We start from the raw sequence: 19,963 nt of genomic DNA, 5'->3' as shown, positions 1-19,963 counted from the left end.
TTGGCGCAGTTATACGTTATGGGAGATGTCTTTTTCCTTTCCCCAGAATTATAAATGTCGAAATGTTTCGAATTATATACGGACATTATAATCGACTAATTCTGGACAGGCAATACCGTCAACTTTCAGTAATTTAAGGGTGTCAAAAACACCAATGGGGAAACAACTTCAAGTAGACTGGGGGGAGACAAAACAGAAAACGACAGACAACAAAGAAAACAAACTCTATCTCATTGCTTTTGTCCTCGCCCACTCCAGACAGAAATATATGGAATGGCAGACGCGTCCTTTTACGTCAGGAGATGCGATTCGTTGTCATGAACATGCCTTTCAGTTCTATGGAGGACGAACAGAAGAAATTGTTTATGATCGGGATCACTTAATCGAAGTAAGTGAGAATACTGCACAACTGCTTTTAACAACTGCGTTTCAACAGTATGTACATGAACGTAAGTTCAACGGTTCACTTGTGCAGAAGAGCTGATCTAAAGGCATGATTGAAAATCTAGTGAAATACATAAAAGGCAATTTCGCTGACAGTCGTGTATTTAGCGACATAGAAGATTGGAATAGTCGATCACTAAATGGCTTCAGCGTACTGGGAACCAGCAAGTTCATCAAACAACGAAAAAAAGACCAGCAGATGTGTTTCTCCTCGAAAAGCAACACTTATAGCCAGTCTCATCGTTACTTTCATATGAAAGTAGCCATAACCAAAGTATAAAGAAGTGTAAGCAAGGAAACACAATCCGGTACAAAGTCAAACCGTTATTGTCCCCCTAGGGACTTATCAAACAATGGGTGATAATCTTGTCTGGATTGAAGTGAAAAACGAAGATCAAAAGACGCCCGTTATTCGTCGAGAAGCAAAAGGTGAGGTCATTGATAGTGGATAATTTGAGTGACTCACAGTATGTATCGATCCTGATTCATCACTTATCGCTCTCACTCCTGAAGAAATTGGTCGTAGACGCTCAGCGGGCGGACAGCGACCTCAATATCTGAAGCAGACTTGAAGGTGCCAGCCTTTGCACGCTGCTTTTTTCTTATCTGCTCGGAAAGAGGTGAGATCTTACCATCTTTAGTGTAAGTAAGTATGGCCTCGGCATGATGATAAACGGTAATTCTCCCAACAAGGGTTGCCTTAATCATGACTTCATGTCCTGCATAGGTGAAACTCAAAAGAATCTTTCGTGCATGAAAGTTCAGAATGCCGTCCCTTCCTATCTTTCGATAGCTGAGAAAACTTACTTCAACTTGGAAGGAAGAGAATCGAGAGGTTCTTTCATCCAAAATTCTAAAGACTTTCGTTCCGTGGTAGATGAATAGGTTACACTAGATCGGACATCTTCATTAAGATCATACACACTTGGTTCAAATAAAAGCTGAGGAGAATCGAACATGATCAAGCGTCCGCTAAGATTTGTCCGATTTAGTGTTGACATACCCATATTCAAATAATATGGGGTGTAGGATACCAATCTAAAAAATAAGAGATTATGAAAATAAAGAAACAAAAGGGAAAAAATACTTGACCTTTTGTTTCCGATAACCGAAGAGGGCTGCCTTCGATCCACCTTTTCTTAACTGTTCTTGGCTGAAAAATCAAAATCACAGCCTTTATCTGCTTGAAGAACATGTTGACGATAGAGCCATTTATAGCCTGTTGTATAATCATCAAATGAGGGTGGACTCCAATTCTTTTTTCTTTCAGCTAATTCTTCCTCGGACACTAGTAATTCAAGAGAGCCCTTTTCCACATCGATTTCAATTACATCTCCATCTTTAATTAACCCAATCGGACCACCAACAGCAGCTTCGGGAGCAACATGTAAAACGACTGATCCAAAGGCAGTTCCGCTCATTCTGCAATCAGAAAGTCTTAACATATCTCTAACACCTTGCTTAAGAAGCTTGTCCGGGATAGGGATCATTCCTGCTTCTGGCATCCCTGGTGCGCCAACTGGTCCAGCGTTTTGGAGGACAAGAACACTGTCCTCAGTGACCTCTAAATTAGGGTCATTCACACGTTGTTCCATATCTTGAAGAGAAGTAAAAACAACAGCATTTCCTTTGTGCTTTAGAAACTTTTTGTTCATGACAGCTTTAGGTTTTATAACTGCACCGGCCGGGGCCAAATTCCCCTTTATGACTTTAATTCCACCATTTGAGTATAGTGGCTCTTCTAATGTTCTAATAATATGACGATAGACAGGATTTATTTTAACATCTACTATATTTTCCTTAAGTGTCTTCCCAGTAACCGTCATTTCATCTACGTGTAATAAAGGAGATAATTCTTTAAGCACAGCCGGCATTCCACCCGCTTTATACAAATCCTCCATTTGGTATTCGCCTGCAGGTCTAATATTTGCGATAAATGGCGTAGATTTACTTAATTCATCAAATCGATCTAACGTTAGCTTAATCCCGAGTCTTCTAGCAATAGCAATCAGGTGAATGACAGAATTGCTAGAGCCACCAACGGCCATGACTGTGCGGACTGCATTATCAAATGCATTTTTTGTCATGATATCTGAAGGACGAATATTCTCTTTAACTAGATTAATAATGGCTTTTCCTGTTTCTTTCGCTAATCTCAATCGCTCATTTACTGTTGCAGGTGCTGCAGCAGTTCCCGGTAACATCATGCCCATCGATTCAGCACAAGCCGCAATCGTACTCGCTGATCCCATAACCATACAATGACCGGCAGTTGGAGCTAATTGCTTGTTTATGTCATTCAATTCCGTTTCGTTTACTGTGCCGGCCTTGTATTCCTGCCAGAAAAAGCGACAATCTGAACAGGCTCCAAGGGTTTTTCCATTATATTCTCCATTATTCATCGGACCACCAGTAATCATAATTGCAGGTTTGTTCGCACTAGCTGCACCCATTAATTGAGCAGGGGTCATTTTATCACATCCACCAATTAGAATAACTCCATCAATCGGTTGAGCAGCAATCATTTCTTCTGTGTCCATTGCGACAAGATTTCGATAAAGCATTGTTGTTGGTGTTGTAAACATTTCCCCAACAGAAATTGTAGGGAATTCAAGAGGGATTCCTCCAGCCATGATAACTCCGTGTTTAATGGCCTCAATAATTGGCTTTAAGTGACTGTGGCAGCGATTGATTTCACTGAATGTATTACAAATTCCAATGACCGGTTTATCGTAATCCGTCTCATCATAGCCAAGGTGACGCTGAAATGCCATACGAATAAATTGACTAAAACCTTCATCTCCATATGATGTACCTGTTTTTTTTATCATGATATCCTCCATTCATATTTATGACGATTTTCCATTCTCTCTTTGTAAATGATTTAATTCAAATAATGCTAATTCACGGTTACCTTCCATATGTGAAATCATATACATCTTAGCTTTTTCTGGGTTTCTGTCGCGGATTGCATTTGCGATCATTGTGTGATAATGAGCTGCTTTTTCCCTCATATTTTTAATATTTGTATGACCTCTTGCGGCAAGCAGCTTGTCTTGTAGGTTATCATAAATTTCTATCCAAACATTGTTATGGGTAGCCTGTGCGATTATCTTATGAAAACGTAGATCTTCATGTAATGTGCTTTTTTGTTCGTCTACTAATGTAGACATTCTTTGCGCTGAATCACAGATTAATTGAATTTCATCATCGAATGCCTGTTTGGCAGCAGTTTCTGCAAAAAGTGGTTCCAGAAAACTGCGAACTTCACTTAATTGTAATAAGTCTGCTACTGAAAAATCAGGTAAATGATCATCATTGCTAATATTCATCGTATGTTTATTAACAAAGATACCTCTTCCTTGCTCAATACTAATAAGGTTTTTACTTTGTAAAACACGTAAGACCTCGCGCACAGTGGCAACGCTGACATGGAACTCTTTTGCTAAAGAGGGCAAGGTTGGTAGACGATCACCCGGAGACCATATTCCTGTGTTTAAATTCTTTTCAAGCGCTGCTAGTATTTGATTAAAACGATCATTATTGTTTCGCATCCTACACCTCTCACTTTTTAAGATCTGATGAATTTAATCTTTCACTAAAAGATACATTGAATTTTGCTTGTTGTCAATATTCCGATAATTACTTCGTTAAGAAACTATAGGACATAACTGCTTATCCAGGATTACCCGAAGTGATGCGGTTTGGCAAGCTTTTGGAAGGACGTTACGGTTCATCAAAAACGTTCTACAGTAGCTTCTACAAATGACAAGATACCGGATTACTTGTCGTCATTTTAAAGTCTTTCACGTCAAACCTGATTTTGAAAACTCGAGTTCAACACAGTGACGATGTGGGAAAAGCAGAAGTATACGGAGGAAATCAGCACATGGGTGTTAGGCAGACAGAAGACAACTGATCTTTATCCTGTAATCGATGGACCGTTTCTTCTGACGTGCGGTCAAGTCTATAATTCCATTCGTTGATCGGGGTGCTTCAGGAGGTTGATATTAAGGAAATTGTTATTTTTCAAAGTCTATGGCTCATAAACAATTCGAAATTGGATTATGGTTGAGCAGGCATCAGGCACCATCCTACCTAAAGCGAATCGTAGGAATTTACGGAAAGTCGATTGGTTTCACTACAAAGAATGCCATCTGGCAGAGTGCGTTTTCGATAAAATTAACCATTTTTTCCACGGGAATACTCGTTACGACAAGTTTGCTAAGTCATTCTTGACTTTTTGTGGTAGCTGCCATTTTTAAATTGACTCAACAAATAATTGCCGGACGCGTCCTAAATAATCGGTTACACGACAGGGTTATCGGTGCGAATGGAGCCGACAAGTCAACGATGGTCAAGTTGATGATGAATCTTCACCAGCCAGGTGGAGAAGTAAATATAATTTAGACTAAATTATGCCGATCAAGAGGTAGACAAAAAGCGGGCCCTTTGTTTACCTCTTTTTAAAACAGTAGCGCCGCCAGCTTGTCCTGGAAATTCTCACTCCCGTTCAATTTTCGCATCTAGAATTTTCGACAAAAGCTGCAACCTCTGACTAGAGCTGACGTAGCGGACAGTCCGGTTAAAGAAGCGGTCCGAATTGACCCGGTGAACGAAAACAAGGTTTTTTTCCGGCACAATATCGATCGATTGCCCGTAACGGCCGACAGCAGAATAAAGGCCGACATCGGCAAACTCTTTTTCTGCGACCCACCACATATAGCCGTAGCCATATTCATTGGAGGAAGGCGCATGTGCATGAGCCTGCGTGCTCACCTTGACCCATTCCTCGGGGATAATTTGTTTTCCTTCCCATTGTCCGTTTTGCAAATAAAGTTGTCCGAAACGCGCCATGTCACGGGCTGACATCCGGAAAAGGTAGGATGGATGCAACGAACGGCGCAGCTCATACTTATAGCTTCCATCCTCAGGCTCAAAATCTTCCATTCCAAGCGGCAGGGCAATTTTGTGATAAAACTCATCAAATAAATCTTTGCCGGTCAGATTATTGAAGATCGTTCCTAACACATTGAAGTCCCAATTATTATAGTAGAAATACGAACCAGGGAGGTGAAGCTCCCGTTCAGGCCGCCGCCATCTCATCATTAAAGATTCCTCTCCGGCTCTTAAAAAGATACCGGAGCGTGACGTTAATAAGTCTTCAATTTGCGCCTCTTTTTCCATCTCCGTCAACGCGACGCGATCTTCAATCCCAAGCTCACGCAGCGTTTTCGATAAAGCGATCGTCCCTTCCTGAACATGAATTCCATACAGCGCGCTTAAATAGCTTTTGCGAATGGAATGGACGTTGCTTTTCTGACTTGTGTTCCCCCAGGAGAATAACACTTTTCCGTCATAAATCGCCATCGCCGCCGTTGAGCCAAGCGATTGGTAAAATTTGCGGGCTTCTTCAAGCTTTTCTTCCGACCAGCCGATCTCTTCGAGGTTTTCATGCTTCGGCCAGGTCGACTCCGTTTTAAGAAGCGGTGTGTCTTGATACCCGATTATGAGAAGAGCAATCATATTTATCATCCCTGCTAGTATAATGATCGTTCTTTTTTCGCGTTTACTCATAAATGACCCATTCCTAACTCGTTCGATTACACGAAGGAATACTTGCCGCTTGACTCGTCTTGATCTCCCGCCGTTTCGTCTTTGCCGTTGAAACATTAATTCTGCCGACAATGTAATGACCGTATTTCCACTTATTTAACACGAAAATCGTCAACATGGAAAAGGTGGTACTGACAAGAAACAAGACAAGAATCGTAAAAATGCCAAAATTCAGCGGTGTGTAATCAAAAAGAATAATCAACAAAGCTATATACATCGTATGAAGTAAATAGATACCGTACGAATACTGACTGATTTTTATGAAAAGCTGCGGAACGGTTTTCATCTTCATCGCGAAATAAAGAACAAAAACGATGACGCTGCATGTGTGAAACAGGATATCAACCCGCTTTGAACTATCAATCGCAAAGCCGTTATGATAAGAAAGGAGCAAAAGAGCACCGCTTACAAACGGGGCGATCAAGACCCAACCTTTATACTTTTTAATCATCGCTGAAAAAGTCTCATAGTGAGAGCCGATATAGTAGGCTAATGTAAAGTAAAAGATCCAGCCCGGGAACGGAATCCAATAATAACGCTCCCAAATATAGTCGGCAAACGGCAGCGCGACCGGCCCGGTAAAGTTAAACACAGACAAATAAATGACATTAACAATGAGAGACAAGCTGATCACGTATAATGGCCGATGGCGGTCAAGCCAGTTGCGGCCCCATACGAACAATAAATAAAACTGGAAAATAATCAGCACGAAGTAGGCATGAAAATCGCCGATAAAAATGTTCAAAAATGCTTTTTTTGCGAACTCGCCCGAGGAAACGAGCAAATAAGGGAAAGCATAAAGAAATCCCATACAGACGTAAGGAATCAGGATGAATTTGATCCGTTTCGCTAAAAAATTTTCCGGGATCTCCTTTTGTCCTTTGTAGCTGAACCCGAGAATGAGGGCTGTGATAAAGATAAACGTCGGCGTCCCGTAATACAGGAACATATTGACCGAATCAAGCACCAGCTTGCTGTAGTCCGGCAAGGCGGCAAGGAAGCTGATATAGTCCATTCCCCAATCAATCGAATGCAGAAGGACGATGCTTAAACAGGCGATGCTTCGTAAAAAAGAAATTTCATGCAAATATTGTTTACCCATAAGAGATCATCATCTTTCTTTATGTGATAATTTCCTTATTCTCATCGCATCTCTCGTCTTATTCTTTAATCCCCTTTCGCGTAGAAAGAAAACACTGTACTATGTAATTTGAAGTATAGTAGATAACCAAAAAAAAGTAAAAAGCCGATCAAATAGGTGGAAAGCGTCAAAAAAGGAAGTAAAACCCTTTTAATTCCAAAAGGTGGACGGACCAAGCATATTAGCAAGGTGGAGATCAATAGGTCTTTCCTCTTGTTTATTTGGCTAAAAATTGTAATAGAAGCAATTTTATTAAGTTTGTCTTTTGCATCTTGAAAAACTGTGTAATGTCACAAAAAAGAATGGAAACAACAGCTTTATATAATTTCACATACCGTAATTATTTTATAAATTTAAAATAACAAACCAATCACAAAAAGCAAACTCATAATCGGAATTTTCCCGTTTGGATTGAAGAAGGAACGAAAGAATAGGAGAAGAATGACATCGTGAGCAAATAGAAAAAGCTACTAAAGTAAAAAAACACATTGTATACTTATTAGTAAGGGGATTATAGAGGAGGAAAGAAGAGATGAAAATATTAATCGTTGGAGCAGGAGCAGTTGGAGGCTATTTTGGGGCAAGGTTGATCGAAAAAGGTGAAGATGTCACTTTTTTAGTACGGGAAAAGCGTAAGCAACAGCTTCTGGAAGATGGTCTGGTTGTTGAGAGCAAGCACGGAAATGTAAGCGCTATACCGCAATTGATTACTGCCGCGGACCAGGGATCATTTGATGTTGTTTTAATTGGGACAAAGGCGTATCATCTTGATCAGGCGATTGACTCTGTAAAACCGTTTGTACATAGCGGCACGGTCATTATCCCGATGCTGAATGGAATTGCGCATATTGAACAGCTTCAGCAAGCTTTTTCAAAGGAGCAGGTCATGGGAGGGCTCTGCTTTATTGAATCAACTGTGACGGCAGACGGGATCATTCAGCAAACGAGCGGCATTCATCATTTCCTGTTCGGTGAGCTTGATGGACAAGAAACAGAGCGGCTTAAGCGGCTCGAGCAAGTGTTTTCAGGAACGAAAGGAAAGATTAAAGTAAGCAATTCGATCCTGAGTGAATTATGGCATAAATATTTGTTTATTACAGCAATGTCTGGGGTGACGACATTATTTCAGCAGCCGGTCGGACCGATCCTTGAGTTTGAGGAAGGACAGGAAGTCATAAAGACATTAATTAGCGAAATCAGCCAGGTTATGCGGGCGGAAGGCGCTCCAATCGCCGAAGATGTGGAAGTGGAACAATACGGCCGTTTCATTGCCTTGGATTATGGAATGAAATCGTCGATGCAGCGCGATATGGAAAAAGGCGCGCCGGTAGAAGTAGATCATCTCCAAGGGTACCTGCTTAAAAAAGCACAGCACCATAAGATTGAAACACCGGTATTGAAAAGTATTTATGTCAACGTCAAACTGTATGAAAAAAGCAGATCATAACGAAAGCAAGAAGCTCCTATAAGACAGACTTCAGCCCGTCGACCGTCTCGTAAAATGAAGCGGTGGACGGGCTTTTTTAGATAATATGGATATAGGAAGGATCAGTCGATTTTAGAGGGCGCTTTTCTCCTTTTCAAATGGATTCGGTCGCTTACCGTGCAAATAGAGTGTCCCTCTAGAAAAACAAACAAACATTCGGTACAATGGATGAAGAGATTGGTGAGGTGAGCGGATGTTTAAAGAAACGTTAGAGCACATATTAGCGGACTTACGAGACGGTGAGGATTTCAAGGAACGAATTGTCCATTGGCATGAAATGAAAGAAGTGCCGGCGCGGACAAAGCCGTTTCCTGAATGGATCGATGAACGCTTAAAGCAGGCTTTACAGCGGAGAGGGGTTTCTGACCTTTATCTCCATCAGCACGAGGCGGTCAGCTATGCTGCGAGCGGAGAGAATTTTGTCGCGGTTACGCCGACGGCTTCAGGGAAAACGCTGTGCTACAATCTACCCGTCCTTGGAGAAATTTTAAAGGATGAGGAAAGCCGGGCGCTTTATTTATTTCCGACGAAGGCTTTAGCGCAGGACCAGAATAGTGAGATTAATGAAGTGATAGAAGAAATGGGAGTTAAGGTAAGGTGCTTTACGTATGATGGCGATACGGCACCGACGATTCGCCAAACGGTTCGAAAGGCCGGCCATATTGTGATTACGAATCCAGACATGCTCCATTCGGCGATTTTGCCGCATCATACGAAATGGGTCGCGTTTTTTGAGAACTTAAAATACATCGTCATTGACGAACTGCATACGTACCGTGGTGTATTCGGCAGCCATGTCGCCAATGTCCTGCGCCGATTGAAGCGGATTGCCCGCTTTTACGGCAGCGATCCGCAATTTATTTGTACGTCGGCAACGATCGCCAATCCAAAAGAACTGGCTGAGCAGCTGACAGGTGAGCCGATGCGGTTAATTGATCAAAACGGGGCGCCACAGGGGAAGAAGCATTTTCTCTTTTATAATCCGCCGATTATTAATGAGCCGCTGCATATCCGGCGGAGTGCGACTGTTGATGTCAATATGCTGGCAAAACGCTTTCTTGAAAACCGGATCCAGACGATTGTGTTTGCCCGCAGCCGGGTGAGGGTGGAGATTATTTTAAGCCACTTGCAGGCTCTTGTCGAAAAGGAACTCGGTCCGAAATCGATTCGCGGCTACCGTGGCGGTTATTTGCCGAAGCAGCGGCGGGAAATTGAGCAGGGCTTACGTCAAGGCGATATTATTGGCGTCGTCAGCACGAATGCGCTTGAGCTTGGTGTCGATATCGGCAAGCTCCAGGTATGTATTATGACCGGATATCCGGGCTCTGTCGCCAGCGCCTGGCAACAGGCGGGGCGGGCCGGCAGACGGCAAAATGAAGCGGTAATTATTATGGTGGCGGGTTCCACCCCGCTTGATCAGTATATTGTCCAGCATCCGGAATATTTCTTTGAGCGTAGTCCGGAATCAGCACGGATCAACCCGGACAATCTCATTATTTTGATTGACCATATTAAATGCGCCGCCTATGAGCTGCCATTTAAGCAGGGAGAAACCTTTGACGGGGTGGAGCTAGACGATATTCTGGAGTTTCTCGCGGAGGAGCAGGTGCTGCATCAGCGAGGAAAGAAATGGTACTGGATGAACGACGCGTTTCCGGCCCATGGTATCAGCCTCCGCTCGGCGTCGCAGGAAAATGTCGTGATCATTGACCAAAGCGACCGCGCCCACCACCGGGTAATCGGGGAGATGGACCGCTTCAGCGCGCTGACACTACTGCATGATGAGGCGATTTATCTTCATCAAGGCGTTCAGTATCAGGTGGAATATTTGGATTGGGATGAGAAAAAAGCATTCGTCCGTGAAGTTTCAGTTGAATATTTTACCGACGCGAATCTGGCCGTGCAGCTTCGGGTGTTGGAAGAGGATGAACAACGGACCGAGCCGGAGGCGACCATTCATTACGGCGATGTTATGGTTAATGCGAAAGCGACGATTTTCAAAAAAATAAAACTCTCAACCTTTGAAAATATCGGCTCAGGGCCGATTCATCTGCCGGAAGAAGAACTCCATACAAGTGCCATGTGGATCAGCTTTTCAAGTGAGATAACAGAGCAATTTGGTGAAGCGCCCTTCGATCAGGCGTTGACTGGTCTTGCCCAGTTGCTGCAGCAGGTTGCGCCGGTATTTGTGATGTGTGACCGTCATGACCTACATGTTGTTCCGCAAATGAAGGCTGAGCATTCCGAGCTTCCGACGATTTTTCTCTATGACCGCTATCCTGGGGGAATCGGGCTGGCAAAAGAGGTTTATCGACACCTGCCGACAATTCTTGCCCAGGTTTATGATCTGGTTAATCGGTGCCGGTGTGAGCATGGCTGTCCGTCCTGTGTGGGTGCCGCTTCCGACAGCGGGGTCAACACAAAAGCGCTCGTGAAAAGATTCATTTCCATACTACGTAAAGCAGAGGAGAGACATGTATGATGAAGCAAAAGCTTCAACGGATGAAACAGCATCTGCAGCTTCAGGAGAAACAGCCTTTATCCGACAGGGAGCCGGACGCAGATTCTCCGCAGCAGGAAGTGCCGTTTGAAAAAGAATGGGCTGAGTTGCAGGTAATTCCGCATTGGTTTGATGAGGAATATACGCTAATCCGGGAAAAGAGCTATCCGCTTGCTCATCAGCATGGCCGCTTTCGCTTCAGCGCCGTGGAAGAGGCAGTTGCCAGATGGCAGGATCATCTTGGGCATCATCCGCTGTCGGCGAAAGACCGCCAGGCTGGCGACCTGCTGTTCTTTGATACGGAAACGACCGGTCTTAGCAGTGGAGCCGGTAATACGATTTTTCTATTAGGCTATGCGAAAATTGAAGAAGGGGAAGTACGCGTCAAGCAATATTTTTTGCCTGGACCGGAGCATGAGGTGGCGCTTTACCATCATTTTTTAAAGGATGTGACAGACAGGCGGAACCTGGTGACCTATAACGGAAAATCGTTCGATTGGCCGCAGGTGAAAACGCGCCACACCTTTGTGCGGGATCAGGTGCCAAAGCTGCCCCAATTTGGCCATTTTGATTTATTACATGCGGCGAGAAGACTCTGGAAAGAGACATTGCCAAGCTGCAAGCTTTCTGTCGTTGAAGAACAGGTGCTGCAATTTAACCGGGTGGAAGACATACCGGGCTATATGGCGCCGTTGCTTTATTTTGATTTTTTACAGGAGCAGCACCCGGATTATATGAAAGGGATATTCCAGCACCACGAGTGGGATGTCCTCTCCTTAATGACGCTATATGCCTGTCAGTCGATGCTCGTGCTTGAGTGGCTCCAACATGGGAACCGGCCGTCACGGCGGGAAGCGTATGAAATTGCACGTTGGTATGAAGCTGCAGGGGAGGGAGAGCTGGCTGCGACGCTGTATGCCCAGTTGCTTGAAGGAGATGATGACATCGCCGAGCACGCCCGCTTCGCTTATGCGGCCGGGTTAAAGCGGCAGGCTAAATGGGAAGCTGCATTTTATCATTATAAATTTCTTGCCAGATTGTCCATCTACCCATTTGAGGCCGCGATTGAATGCGCCAAGCTGGCCGAGCATAAAAGGAAGGATCCCGAGCAAGCGATTTACTACAGCGAACTTGCGGCCCGTCATTTACCTGCCGACAGAAAACAAAAACAGCTTAACCTCGAGCTCCAGAAGAGGGTAGAGCGATTATTAAAAAAGACGGGAAAGGAATAAAAAGCTATTTCCTGGGGAAGCGCAAAAAGAGTGATTTTCCTACAAAAATCAACAATTTTGTGAACACGCAAAAGAGACTAGTTTTCTTCCTTTAAAAGTCAATTGTCAATGAGCTGAAAATCATTTACAATATGAGCGAAATCGATTAAAAGGATGAGTGAACGAAGATGTATCGCGCCCTATTAGTATTGTTTTTTGTAATCATTGGCTTAACTTTGTTTGTGATGAGTGAAATTCGCGACGGGGCATTTGCCTTTCTGTAAAAATCAAGCGACATGATTTGCTTATAAATAGGTGAAACAACTAGTACAACTACATAGCGACTAACATAGGTTAATATTGACTCACCAATAAAAAGGAGGAAATAAACCTATGCATTGTCCACCAAGAGTAAATCACTGTCCACCAAGACCGAAACATTGTCAACTGCCGACTACAACGCAGGTTCTGCCAGCAAAGGTACATCCGACACAGCACAATATCGTAGAGAAAACATGCGAATACATTGTCCCTGAAGTGTATCCAACGCATACAACAAACGTGACGAACCATGTGTATAAGCATGTAAGCAGCTTCCCTCAGACGCAATCCTTTGATGAAACAATCAGCAACCAGCAGTTTGTTGCTCCTTCTCAAGGATTTGGCGGAGGACCGGTAGCCGGTGCAATGGCGCCACCACGTCCGAATATGATGGGCATGGGAATGAATGCACCTGTCATGGGAGCGATGAGCCAACCGAACGCGCCTGTCATGGGAGCAATGAGCCAACCGAACGCACCTGTCATGGGAGCAATGCACCAGGCAAACGCGCCTGTCATGGGAGCAATGAACAACATGAAGGGCAATAAATCATGTGGATGCTAAGTAAATAGCAAAACGTGAGAGAGCAGGCTGCATACCAGTTTGCTCTTTTTTTGAAAGGATGTGACTATGAAAACACTTGCTGTTTCCGGTTATAAAGCGCATGAATTAGGAATTTTTGATCAAAAGCATCAAGGTGTTTATTATATTAAGAAAGCAATAGAACAGCGGTTACGGACATTTGCCGATGAAGGGCTAGAATGGGTAATCATCAGCGGACAGCTTGGTGTGGAGTTATGGACAGCAGAGGTCGTCTATCAGCTTAAAGAAGATTACCCGGACTTGCAATTAGCAGTTTTGACGCCTTTTTTGCAGCAGGAAAATAACTGGCAGGAGGCGAAGAAGCAATATTATCAGGACCTGCTTTCCAAAGCCGACTTCGTCGACAGCATCACAAAGCGGCCTTATGAAAGTCCGGCTCAACTGCGGTTAAAAAATGAATTTATAGTTAATAAAGCAGAAGGATTATTATTGTTGTATGATGAAGAGAAGATCGGCTCGCCTCATTATTATCTGGAAGTAGCCAAAAAACGCCAGCAGTCAGAGGATTTTCCAATTTATTTTATTACGCCGGAAGATCTCGATTTGCTTATCCAAGATGAACGTAGCTGGGAATAAAGGCGTGGAATAAGGAACTTAGGCTTTCGAAGACAAATTGACAAGTGCATGAACTTTTGAAAAAATAGAGTAAGCTGTACATATATGCTGCATAGTAGAGGTGATAAAATTGAATCAACAGGATATTCGTTTTACAGCAAAGGACATCTTGGAAAAAGATTTTAAAACAAGTATGAGAGGCTATAACCCTGACGAGGTGGACAAATTTTTAGATGCTATTATTCAAGACTACGAAGCTTTTCAAAATAAGGTAGCGGGTCTGGAACAAGAAAACGCCCAATTGAAACGCGAAGTTAAAAAGCTGTCTGAACGCAGTCAGCGACAAACACCGGCACCGGCGGCCGGGAATACAAATTATGACATTCTCCAGCGGCTTTCAAATCTGGAGAAGAAAGTTTTCGGGAGCAAGCTTTACGAGTGAACGAGAAGAGAATGGTTGATGTGTATATCGATGGGGCCAGCGCAGGCAATCCCGGCTTATCGGGCGCTGGTATTTTTATTAACTTCAAGAATGGGCAGGTCGAGCATCATTCGTTTCCTCTTGGCTTACTGTCAAACCATGAGGCGGAGTATGAAGCGCTGCTCCTGGCCCTTGACTTATGCTTGGAGCGTGACCTGACAATGGCTTCGTTTCGCACTGATTCCAAGCTGATTGATGAGGCGGTTGAAAAGCGCTATGTAAAAAATAAACGCTATCAGCCGTATTTGCACAAAGCGCTCGAAAAGATCGATAAATTTGACCTGTTTTTTATGAAATGGGTGCCCAGTAACCAGAATAAGGACGCGGATCAGCTGGCGAGAAGAGCGATCAGGGAGAACGCTAAATAATACCATTGATTTAACGGACGTATTAGCATATAATTATCTTTGTCGCTTATGACAGCTTCAAGCATTCAGGTAACCGCTGCATGCTTTAGCATGTAGAGGAAAGTCCATGCTCGCACGAGCTGAGATGCTCGTAGTGTTCGTGCCTAGCCAATTCATAAGCTAGGGTAGTCCGGTTTCGACTGGGCTAACGGCAAGGGAAGCACCTACGTCTTCGTGATATGGTGTGAGACCTTTGAAAGTGCCACAGTGACGTAGTCCGCCTGGAAACAGGTGGAGTGGAACGCGGTAAACCCCTCGAGCGAGAAACCCAAAATATGGTAGGGGCATTTTCCCGGCTGGAAATGAACAGCCAGGAAGAACAAAGAGATTTCTTTGTAGATAGATGGTTACCACCGGAGTACGAGGCTCATCACCGTTTGAAGTACAATGGTACAGAACATGGCTTATCGAATGCTTAAGAGATGCAACAAAAGCGACTTACCACATCAACGTAAGGAATTGTGCAAGCATTCTTGAACTGCTTCACGCTGCCTGCCTGTATGAAACATTCAGGGCAGGCTTTTTGACCTTTTGACGTTTCAAAAACTGTCCCCAAAAGACCAAGTTTTGGGGACAGTTTTTTGCTGAAATGAGCTGAAAAATCTTTCCTGAAAAATCATTTCATATTGGCGCATCACTCCCGAAGCGCTTTAAAGCAATGAATTTTTTTGTTTACATACGATAAATATTGGATTAATATTGTTTTAAGATAATACCAAACTATTTGAAAATTACTAAAGGGGTTTGATTATGAAGAAGACATGGAAACATTGGTTGAGTATTGCAGTATTGGGTCTAGGTTTAACTGCCTGTGGTTCTAGTGAAACAGAGCCGGCACCAACAGATGCACCTGAGGAGACAGAGGGCGGTGGAGAGACTGCCGAAACAGATGAAGCGCTTCAATTTACAATTGGCGCGACACAAATTGTTGAACATCCATCGCTGGATGCCGCTTTTGAGGGCTTTCAGGCAGCGCTTGCCGATGCCGGGCTTGATGTGACGTATGATTTCCAAAGCGCGCAAGGTGATCAAAATAATACGAGCGCGATTGCGAATAACTTTGTGGCTGATCAGGTAGATCTCATTTTTGCCAACTCGACACCGAGTGCATTAGGGGCGCTTCAAGCGACAAACGATATTCCAATCCTCTTTACTTCTGTAACGGATGCGGTCGGAGCAGGGCTTGTTGAAGCGATGGATCAGCCTGGCGAGAATATTACAGGGGTGCTTGATCTTCATCCTGACGCAATCCAAAATACCGTTGATTTTATTGATCAATATTTCGCCGATGCAACGGTCGGATTGATTTATAATGCCGGCGAGCCAAACTCTGTTGCGCAAATCGAAGCTGTCCAGGCAGCTGCTGAGGGAACGAGCCTTTCGCTTGTAACAAGAACAGTAGCGACTTCAGCTGAGGTCCAACAAGCAGCTGCGTCGCTTGTCAGTGAAGTTGATCTCTTTTATGTCGTAACGGACAATACTGTTGTTTCGGCGCTCGCAACCGTTGTCGGCGTTGCAAATGAACAGGATATTCCACTTGTTGTTGGTGAGCCGGATTCACTTGCCGGAGGCGGATTTGCGACATTTGGAATTGACTATCATTCAATTGGTTACCGCACAGGTGAAATGGCCGTGGAAATTCTTACAGGGGAAAAAGCAACGTCTGAAATTCCTGTAGAGTATCCTGCTAATATGCAGCTGCTCATCAACAAAGAAGCTGCGGAAGAGCAGGGTGTTGAATGGAATCCGGAATGGGATGACATCGCCGAGTTTTATGAGGCAGAATAAGGATCACGATCGAGACCGACCTGTCGTACGGCAAGTCGGTTTCCGTTTTTTTCAAGGAGCAGAAGTGAGTGAAGAAGAGCGAGGTTCCGCATGTTATGTGTGGTGACCCACTTTTTACTTCTGTCTGAGGAAATCCTTGTCAAGAAGCGCTTACATCTGGATAGAATGATTGACATTAAAGATGAATAACGTAAACTATATTTGTATTGATTATGTGAAACTCTTATTTCACGGGTTGAACAGCAAAGGGTCAAGCCGCAGAAATAAGAGATTTGCATGCACATTGGGAGGTTCCTATGTTTTTATCTATTTTTAGCGCAGTTGAATCTGGAATTATTTATGCCATTATGGCGCTAGGGGTATACTTAACTTTTCGCGTGCTGGACTTCCCTGATTTAACCGTTGATGGCAGCTTTGTTACCGGGGCAGCTGTAGCCGCGATTTCCATTGTAAATGGAGTCAATCCATTTGTCGCAACCGCGTTGGCGGCGGTCGCCGGCTTTATCGCAGGCTGCTTCACAGGCTTGTTACACACAAAGGGGAAAATCAACCCGCTTCTCGCCGGGATTTTGATGATGATTGCGCTCTATTCGATTAATCTGCGCATTATGGGTCAGCCGAATGTCTCCTTGATTAACGAGCCGACTGTCTTTCGTCAGATCGCCGGCATCTGGGAAGCGCTCGGGATCGACAATGCGCTGAACAGCTTTACGCAAATGCTCGGGCTTGCGCAAGCACCACGGACATGGGCGATTTTGCTGATCATGATCGTCGTGACGCTTGTCATTAAGTTTGGCGCGGACTATTTCCTGAAAACAGAAGCCGGCCTTGCTTTGCGAGCGACTGGTGACAACCAGAAAATGATTCGCAGCTTCTCAGCGAACACGGATTCCTATATTATCATCGGACTTGGTCTTTCGAACGGTCTTGTCGCCTTGGCCGGAGCGTTTATCGCCCAGCTCGGCGGGTTTGCCGATGCCGGGATGGGAATCGGTCTGATCATCATCGGTCTTGCTTCGGTTATTATTGGTGAAGCGCTGTTCGGCACGAAAACGATTTTCCGCACGACGCTTGCCGTGATCGGCGGAGCGATTATTTACCGGATTGTCGTCACTCTTGCGTTACGGGTCGATTTCCTTGAAGCGGGCGATATGAGATTGATCACTGCGATTCTCGTAATTGCCGCACTTGTGTCACCGAAGTTGATTGAGGCGCGTAAAGAAAAGAAAAGACGCCGGCAAAAACAGCTGGCACGCAAAGGAGGCGGCGAGCATGCTTCATCTGCATGATATTTCCTTAACTTTTAACGAAGGTACACCTGATGAAAAAAAAGCATTGCAAAATACCAACCTCTCGCTTGAAAAAGGCGATTTCGTGACGATTATCGGTAGTAACGGGGCGGGGAAATCGACATTGATGAATGTGATTTCAGGCTCCTTGACCCCGGATATCGGAGAAGTAAAGATCGCCGACAAAGAGGTCACGTATTTACCTGAATACAAACGTTCCCAATTGATCGGACGGGTTTTTCAGGATCCAATGGCCGGTACGGCACCGACAATGACGATTGAAGAAAACCTGGCGATTGCCTATTCACGAAACAAGAAGCGCACGCTGAAAATAGGCGTGAATAAAAAACGGAAGGACCTCTTCCGCGAATATTTGGAAACATTGAATCTCGGCTTGGAAAACAGACTCTCGGCCAAGGTCGGACTGCTTTCAGGGGGAGAGCGTCAGGCTTTATCGTTGTTAATGGCGACATTCACTGAACCGAAAATTCTACTCCTCGATGAGCATACAGCCGCGCTTGACCCGTCAAGAGCCGAGCTGATTACGAACCTGACACGCGACATTGTGAAAAAGTATCAGCTGACGACGCTGATGGTTACACATAATATGCAGCAGGCGCTCGATCTCGGGAATCGTCTGATTATGATGGATAAAGGGCAAATTATTCTGAATGTCGACAGTGAAACGAAGGAAACATTAACGATTGAAAAGCTGCTTAAGGAATTCCAGCGAATCCGCGGCAAGCAAATGGACAGCGACCGCGCTGTTTTGGCATAAGCAACGGAAAAAACGAATGTAAGTCGAAAACGATGGCCCGGAGCAAAAGGGGAATCCCCTTTTTATCCGGGCACTTTTGTGCGGCAAAGCGTCACATGAGCAACAGGTTTCCCTACCGGTTGTACCCCGTGCTGTTTCCTGTATAATAAGAGGATGATGCCAGTACGTAAGGAGTTTATACATAATGGAAAAAGTAACGTTAATCGCCACGGCGACGATGGGGCTTGAAGCTCTGGTTGCCCGTGAGGTAAAAGCATTGGGCTATGAAGATGTCCAGGTCGACAATGGAAAGGTGACCTTCACCGCGGATGTTTCCGCGATTCCGCGCGCCAACCTGTGGCTGCGGACGGCAGATCGCGTCAAAGTGAAGATTGGAGAATTTAAAGCCCTGACCTTCGATGAATTATTTGAAAAGACAAAGGCGCTGCCTTGGGCCGATTTTATCCCTGTACACGCTGAATTTCCGGTTATCGGTCGCTCGGTAAAGTCGAAGCTGTTCAGCGTCTCCGACTGCCAGGCAATTGTCAAAAAGGCGGTTGTCGAAAGCTTGAAAAAACGCTACAAACGAGGCTGGTTTGATGAAGATGGCCCTTTTTACCGGATTGAAGTCGCACTCCATAAGGATATCGCGACATTAACGATTGACACGAGCGGAGAAGGGCTACACAAACGCGGCTACCGTTATTTTCACAATCAGGCTCCGTTAAAGGAGACGCTCGCAGCAGCGATGATTATGCTGACACCGTGGAAGCCTGAGCGCCCGTTTGCTGATCCTTTCTGCGGTTCGGGTACGCTGCCGATCGAAGCGGCGATGATCGGGCAAAACATTGCTCCCGGCTTTAATCGGGAATTTGTCTCGGAGAGCTGGCATTGGATCGGGGAAAATCGCTGGAATGAAGCAAGACAGGAAGTCGAGGATCTGGCGAATTATGATCAGCCGCTTGACATTCTTGGCAGCGATATTGACCACCGCAGCGTGGAGCTTGCGCAAAATAACGCCCAGGAAGCTGGCTTTGCTGATTTACTCACCTTTAAGCAAATGCAAGTCAAAGATTTCAGACACCGGGGCGAGTTCGGCATTTTAATCGGCAACCCGCCGTACGGCGAACGTCTTGGGGAAAGAGCGGAAGTTGAGCAGCTGTATCGTGATATGGGAGACGTGTTTCAAACACACTTGCCGACATGGTCGATTTATATGCTGACGTCCCATGAAGGCTTCGAGGAGCTGTACGGCAAAAAAGCATCGAAAAAACGAAAGCTCTACAACGGTAATTTAAAAACTGACTATTATCAATTTTTCGGACCGCGACCGCCGCGTGGGGATGAAAGCTAATAAAGTCAAG

The 19,963-nt window shown here is 44.7% G+C and carries 17 protein-coding genes, 1 other RNA gene and 1 pseudogene; 14 read left to right on the top strand and 5 right to left on the bottom strand.

All coding sequences use genetic code 11. The features are described 5' to 3' along the window. Positions 1-139: 139 nt before the first annotated feature. Positions 140-884: pseudogene (locus tag M3212_RS15330) on the top strand (IS21 family transposase); the annotation flags it as partial. A gap of 61 nt (positions 885-945) precedes the next feature. On the opposite strand, the gene M3212_RS15325 reads toward M3212_RS15330, so the two are convergent. From M3212_RS15325 to M3212_RS15315, 3 genes are all read right to left on the bottom strand, one after another. After that, a complete protein-coding gene (locus M3212_RS15325) occupies positions 946-1,152 on the bottom strand; it encodes a hypothetical protein (protein WP_251194846.1) in 207 nt (68 codons plus the stop codon). A 431-nt stretch (positions 1,153-1,583) separates the two neighbouring features. Continuing rightward, positions 1,584-3,275, bottom strand: a complete 1,692-nt coding sequence (locus M3212_RS15320; protein WP_251194845.1) for a dihydroxy-acid dehydratase — start codon at positions 3,273-3,275, stop codon at positions 1,584-1,586. A gap of 18 nt (positions 3,276-3,293) precedes the next feature. Further along, positions 3,294-3,998: a FadR/GntR family transcriptional regulator gene (locus M3212_RS15315; protein WP_251194844.1), complete on the bottom strand. Its 705-nt coding sequence runs from the start codon at positions 3,996-3,998 to the stop codon at positions 3,294-3,296. A gap of 291 nt (positions 3,999-4,289) precedes the next feature. Here M3212_RS15315 and M3212_RS15310 point away from each other — a divergent pair, with 291 nt between their 5' ends. Continuing rightward, on the top strand, positions 4,290-4,430 hold the full coding sequence (locus tag M3212_RS15310; RefSeq protein WP_251194843.1) for a hypothetical protein: 141 nt from the start codon (positions 4,290-4,292) through the stop codon (positions 4,428-4,430). Positions 4,431-4,947: 517 nt separating this feature from the next. Here the strand turns inward: M3212_RS15310 and M3212_RS15305 are convergent. Beyond that, positions 4,948-6,021 carry a serine hydrolase domain-containing protein gene (locus M3212_RS15305; protein ID WP_251194842.1) on the bottom strand — a complete coding sequence of 358 codons (1,074 nt, stop codon included), beginning with the start codon at positions 6,019-6,021 and terminating at the stop codon, positions 4,948-4,950. A 13-nt stretch (positions 6,022-6,034) separates the two neighbouring features. Next, positions 6,035-7,162, bottom strand: coding sequence for an acyltransferase family protein (locus M3212_RS15300; RefSeq protein ID WP_251194841.1), 1,128 nt, complete (start codon positions 7,160-7,162; stop codon positions 6,035-6,037). A 571-nt stretch (positions 7,163-7,733) separates the two neighbouring features. On the opposite strand from M3212_RS15300, the gene M3212_RS15295 reads away from it, so the two are divergent. The 12 genes from M3212_RS15295 to M3212_RS15240 all read left to right on the top strand — a co-directional run bounded on the left by M3212_RS15295 (position 7,734) and on the right by M3212_RS15240 (position 19,953). Then, positions 7,734-8,648 (top strand): ketopantoate reductase family protein, encoded by a 915-nt coding sequence (locus tag M3212_RS15295; RefSeq protein ID WP_251194840.1) that lies wholly within the window; start codon positions 7,734-7,736, stop codon positions 8,646-8,648. A 232-nt stretch (positions 8,649-8,880) separates the two neighbouring features. Next, positions 8,881-11,169: a DEAD/DEAH box helicase gene (locus M3212_RS15290; protein WP_251194839.1), complete on the top strand. Its 2,289-nt coding sequence runs from the start codon at positions 8,881-8,883 to the stop codon at positions 11,167-11,169. Further along, positions 11,166-12,419 (top strand): ribonuclease H-like domain-containing protein, encoded by a 1,254-nt coding sequence (locus M3212_RS15285; RefSeq protein WP_251194838.1) that lies wholly within the window; start codon positions 11,166-11,168, stop codon positions 12,417-12,419. The genes M3212_RS15290 and M3212_RS15285 overlap by 4 nt, the downstream gene beginning before the upstream one ends. 372 nt (positions 12,420-12,791) lie before the next feature. Then, the gene (locus tag M3212_RS15280) at positions 12,792-13,283 is read left to right on the top strand and encodes a spore coat protein (protein WP_251194837.1); all 492 of its coding nucleotides are present in this window, start codon (positions 12,792-12,794) and stop codon (positions 13,281-13,283) included. A 66-nt stretch (positions 13,284-13,349) separates the two neighbouring features. Continuing rightward, entirely contained in the window at positions 13,350-13,898 is a 549-nt protein-coding gene (locus tag M3212_RS15275; protein ID WP_251194836.1) for a DUF1273 domain-containing protein, read from the top strand. Between the two features lie 109 nt (positions 13,899-14,007). After that, a complete protein-coding gene (gpsB, locus tag M3212_RS15270) occupies positions 14,008-14,319 on the top strand; it encodes a cell division regulator GpsB (RefSeq protein WP_251194835.1) in 312 nt (103 codons plus the stop codon). Positions 14,320-14,330: 11 nt separating this feature from the next. Then, entirely contained in the window at positions 14,331-14,726 is a 396-nt protein-coding gene (locus tag M3212_RS15265; RefSeq protein ID WP_251194850.1) for a reverse transcriptase-like protein, read from the top strand. A gap of 61 nt (positions 14,727-14,787) precedes the next feature. Then, positions 14,788-15,177, top strand: an RNA gene (gene rnpB / locus M3212_RS15260) — RNase P RNA component class B. Positions 15,178-15,515: 338 nt separating this feature from the next. Beyond that, the gene (locus tag M3212_RS15255) at positions 15,516-16,553 is read left to right on the top strand and encodes an ABC transporter substrate-binding protein (protein ID WP_251194834.1); all 1,038 of its coding nucleotides are present in this window, start codon (positions 15,516-15,518) and stop codon (positions 16,551-16,553) included. A 296-nt stretch (positions 16,554-16,849) separates the two neighbouring features. Beyond that, the gene (locus M3212_RS15250; RefSeq protein WP_251194833.1) at positions 16,850-17,842 is read left to right on the top strand and encodes an ABC transporter permease; all 993 of its coding nucleotides are present in this window, start codon (positions 16,850-16,852) and stop codon (positions 17,840-17,842) included. Continuing rightward, a complete protein-coding gene (locus tag M3212_RS15245) occupies positions 17,826-18,620 on the top strand; it encodes an ABC transporter ATP-binding protein (protein WP_251194832.1) in 795 nt (264 codons plus the stop codon). The genes M3212_RS15250 and M3212_RS15245 overlap by 17 nt, the downstream gene beginning before the upstream one ends. Positions 18,621-18,804: 184 nt before the next feature. Further along, entirely contained in the window at positions 18,805-19,953 is a 1,149-nt protein-coding gene (locus tag M3212_RS15240; protein ID WP_251194831.1) for a THUMP domain-containing class I SAM-dependent RNA methyltransferase, read from the top strand. Positions 19,954-19,963 lie beyond the last annotated feature (10 nt).

The sequence above is a fragment of the Halalkalibacter oceani genome, from assembly GCF_023715705.1.
GTDB lineage: Bacteria > Bacillota > Bacilli > Bacillales > Bacillaceae_D > Halalkalibacter > Halalkalibacter oceani_A.
Note: the sequence above shows the minus strand (reverse complement) of the source record. Positions and strands in the feature narration are given on the sequence as shown.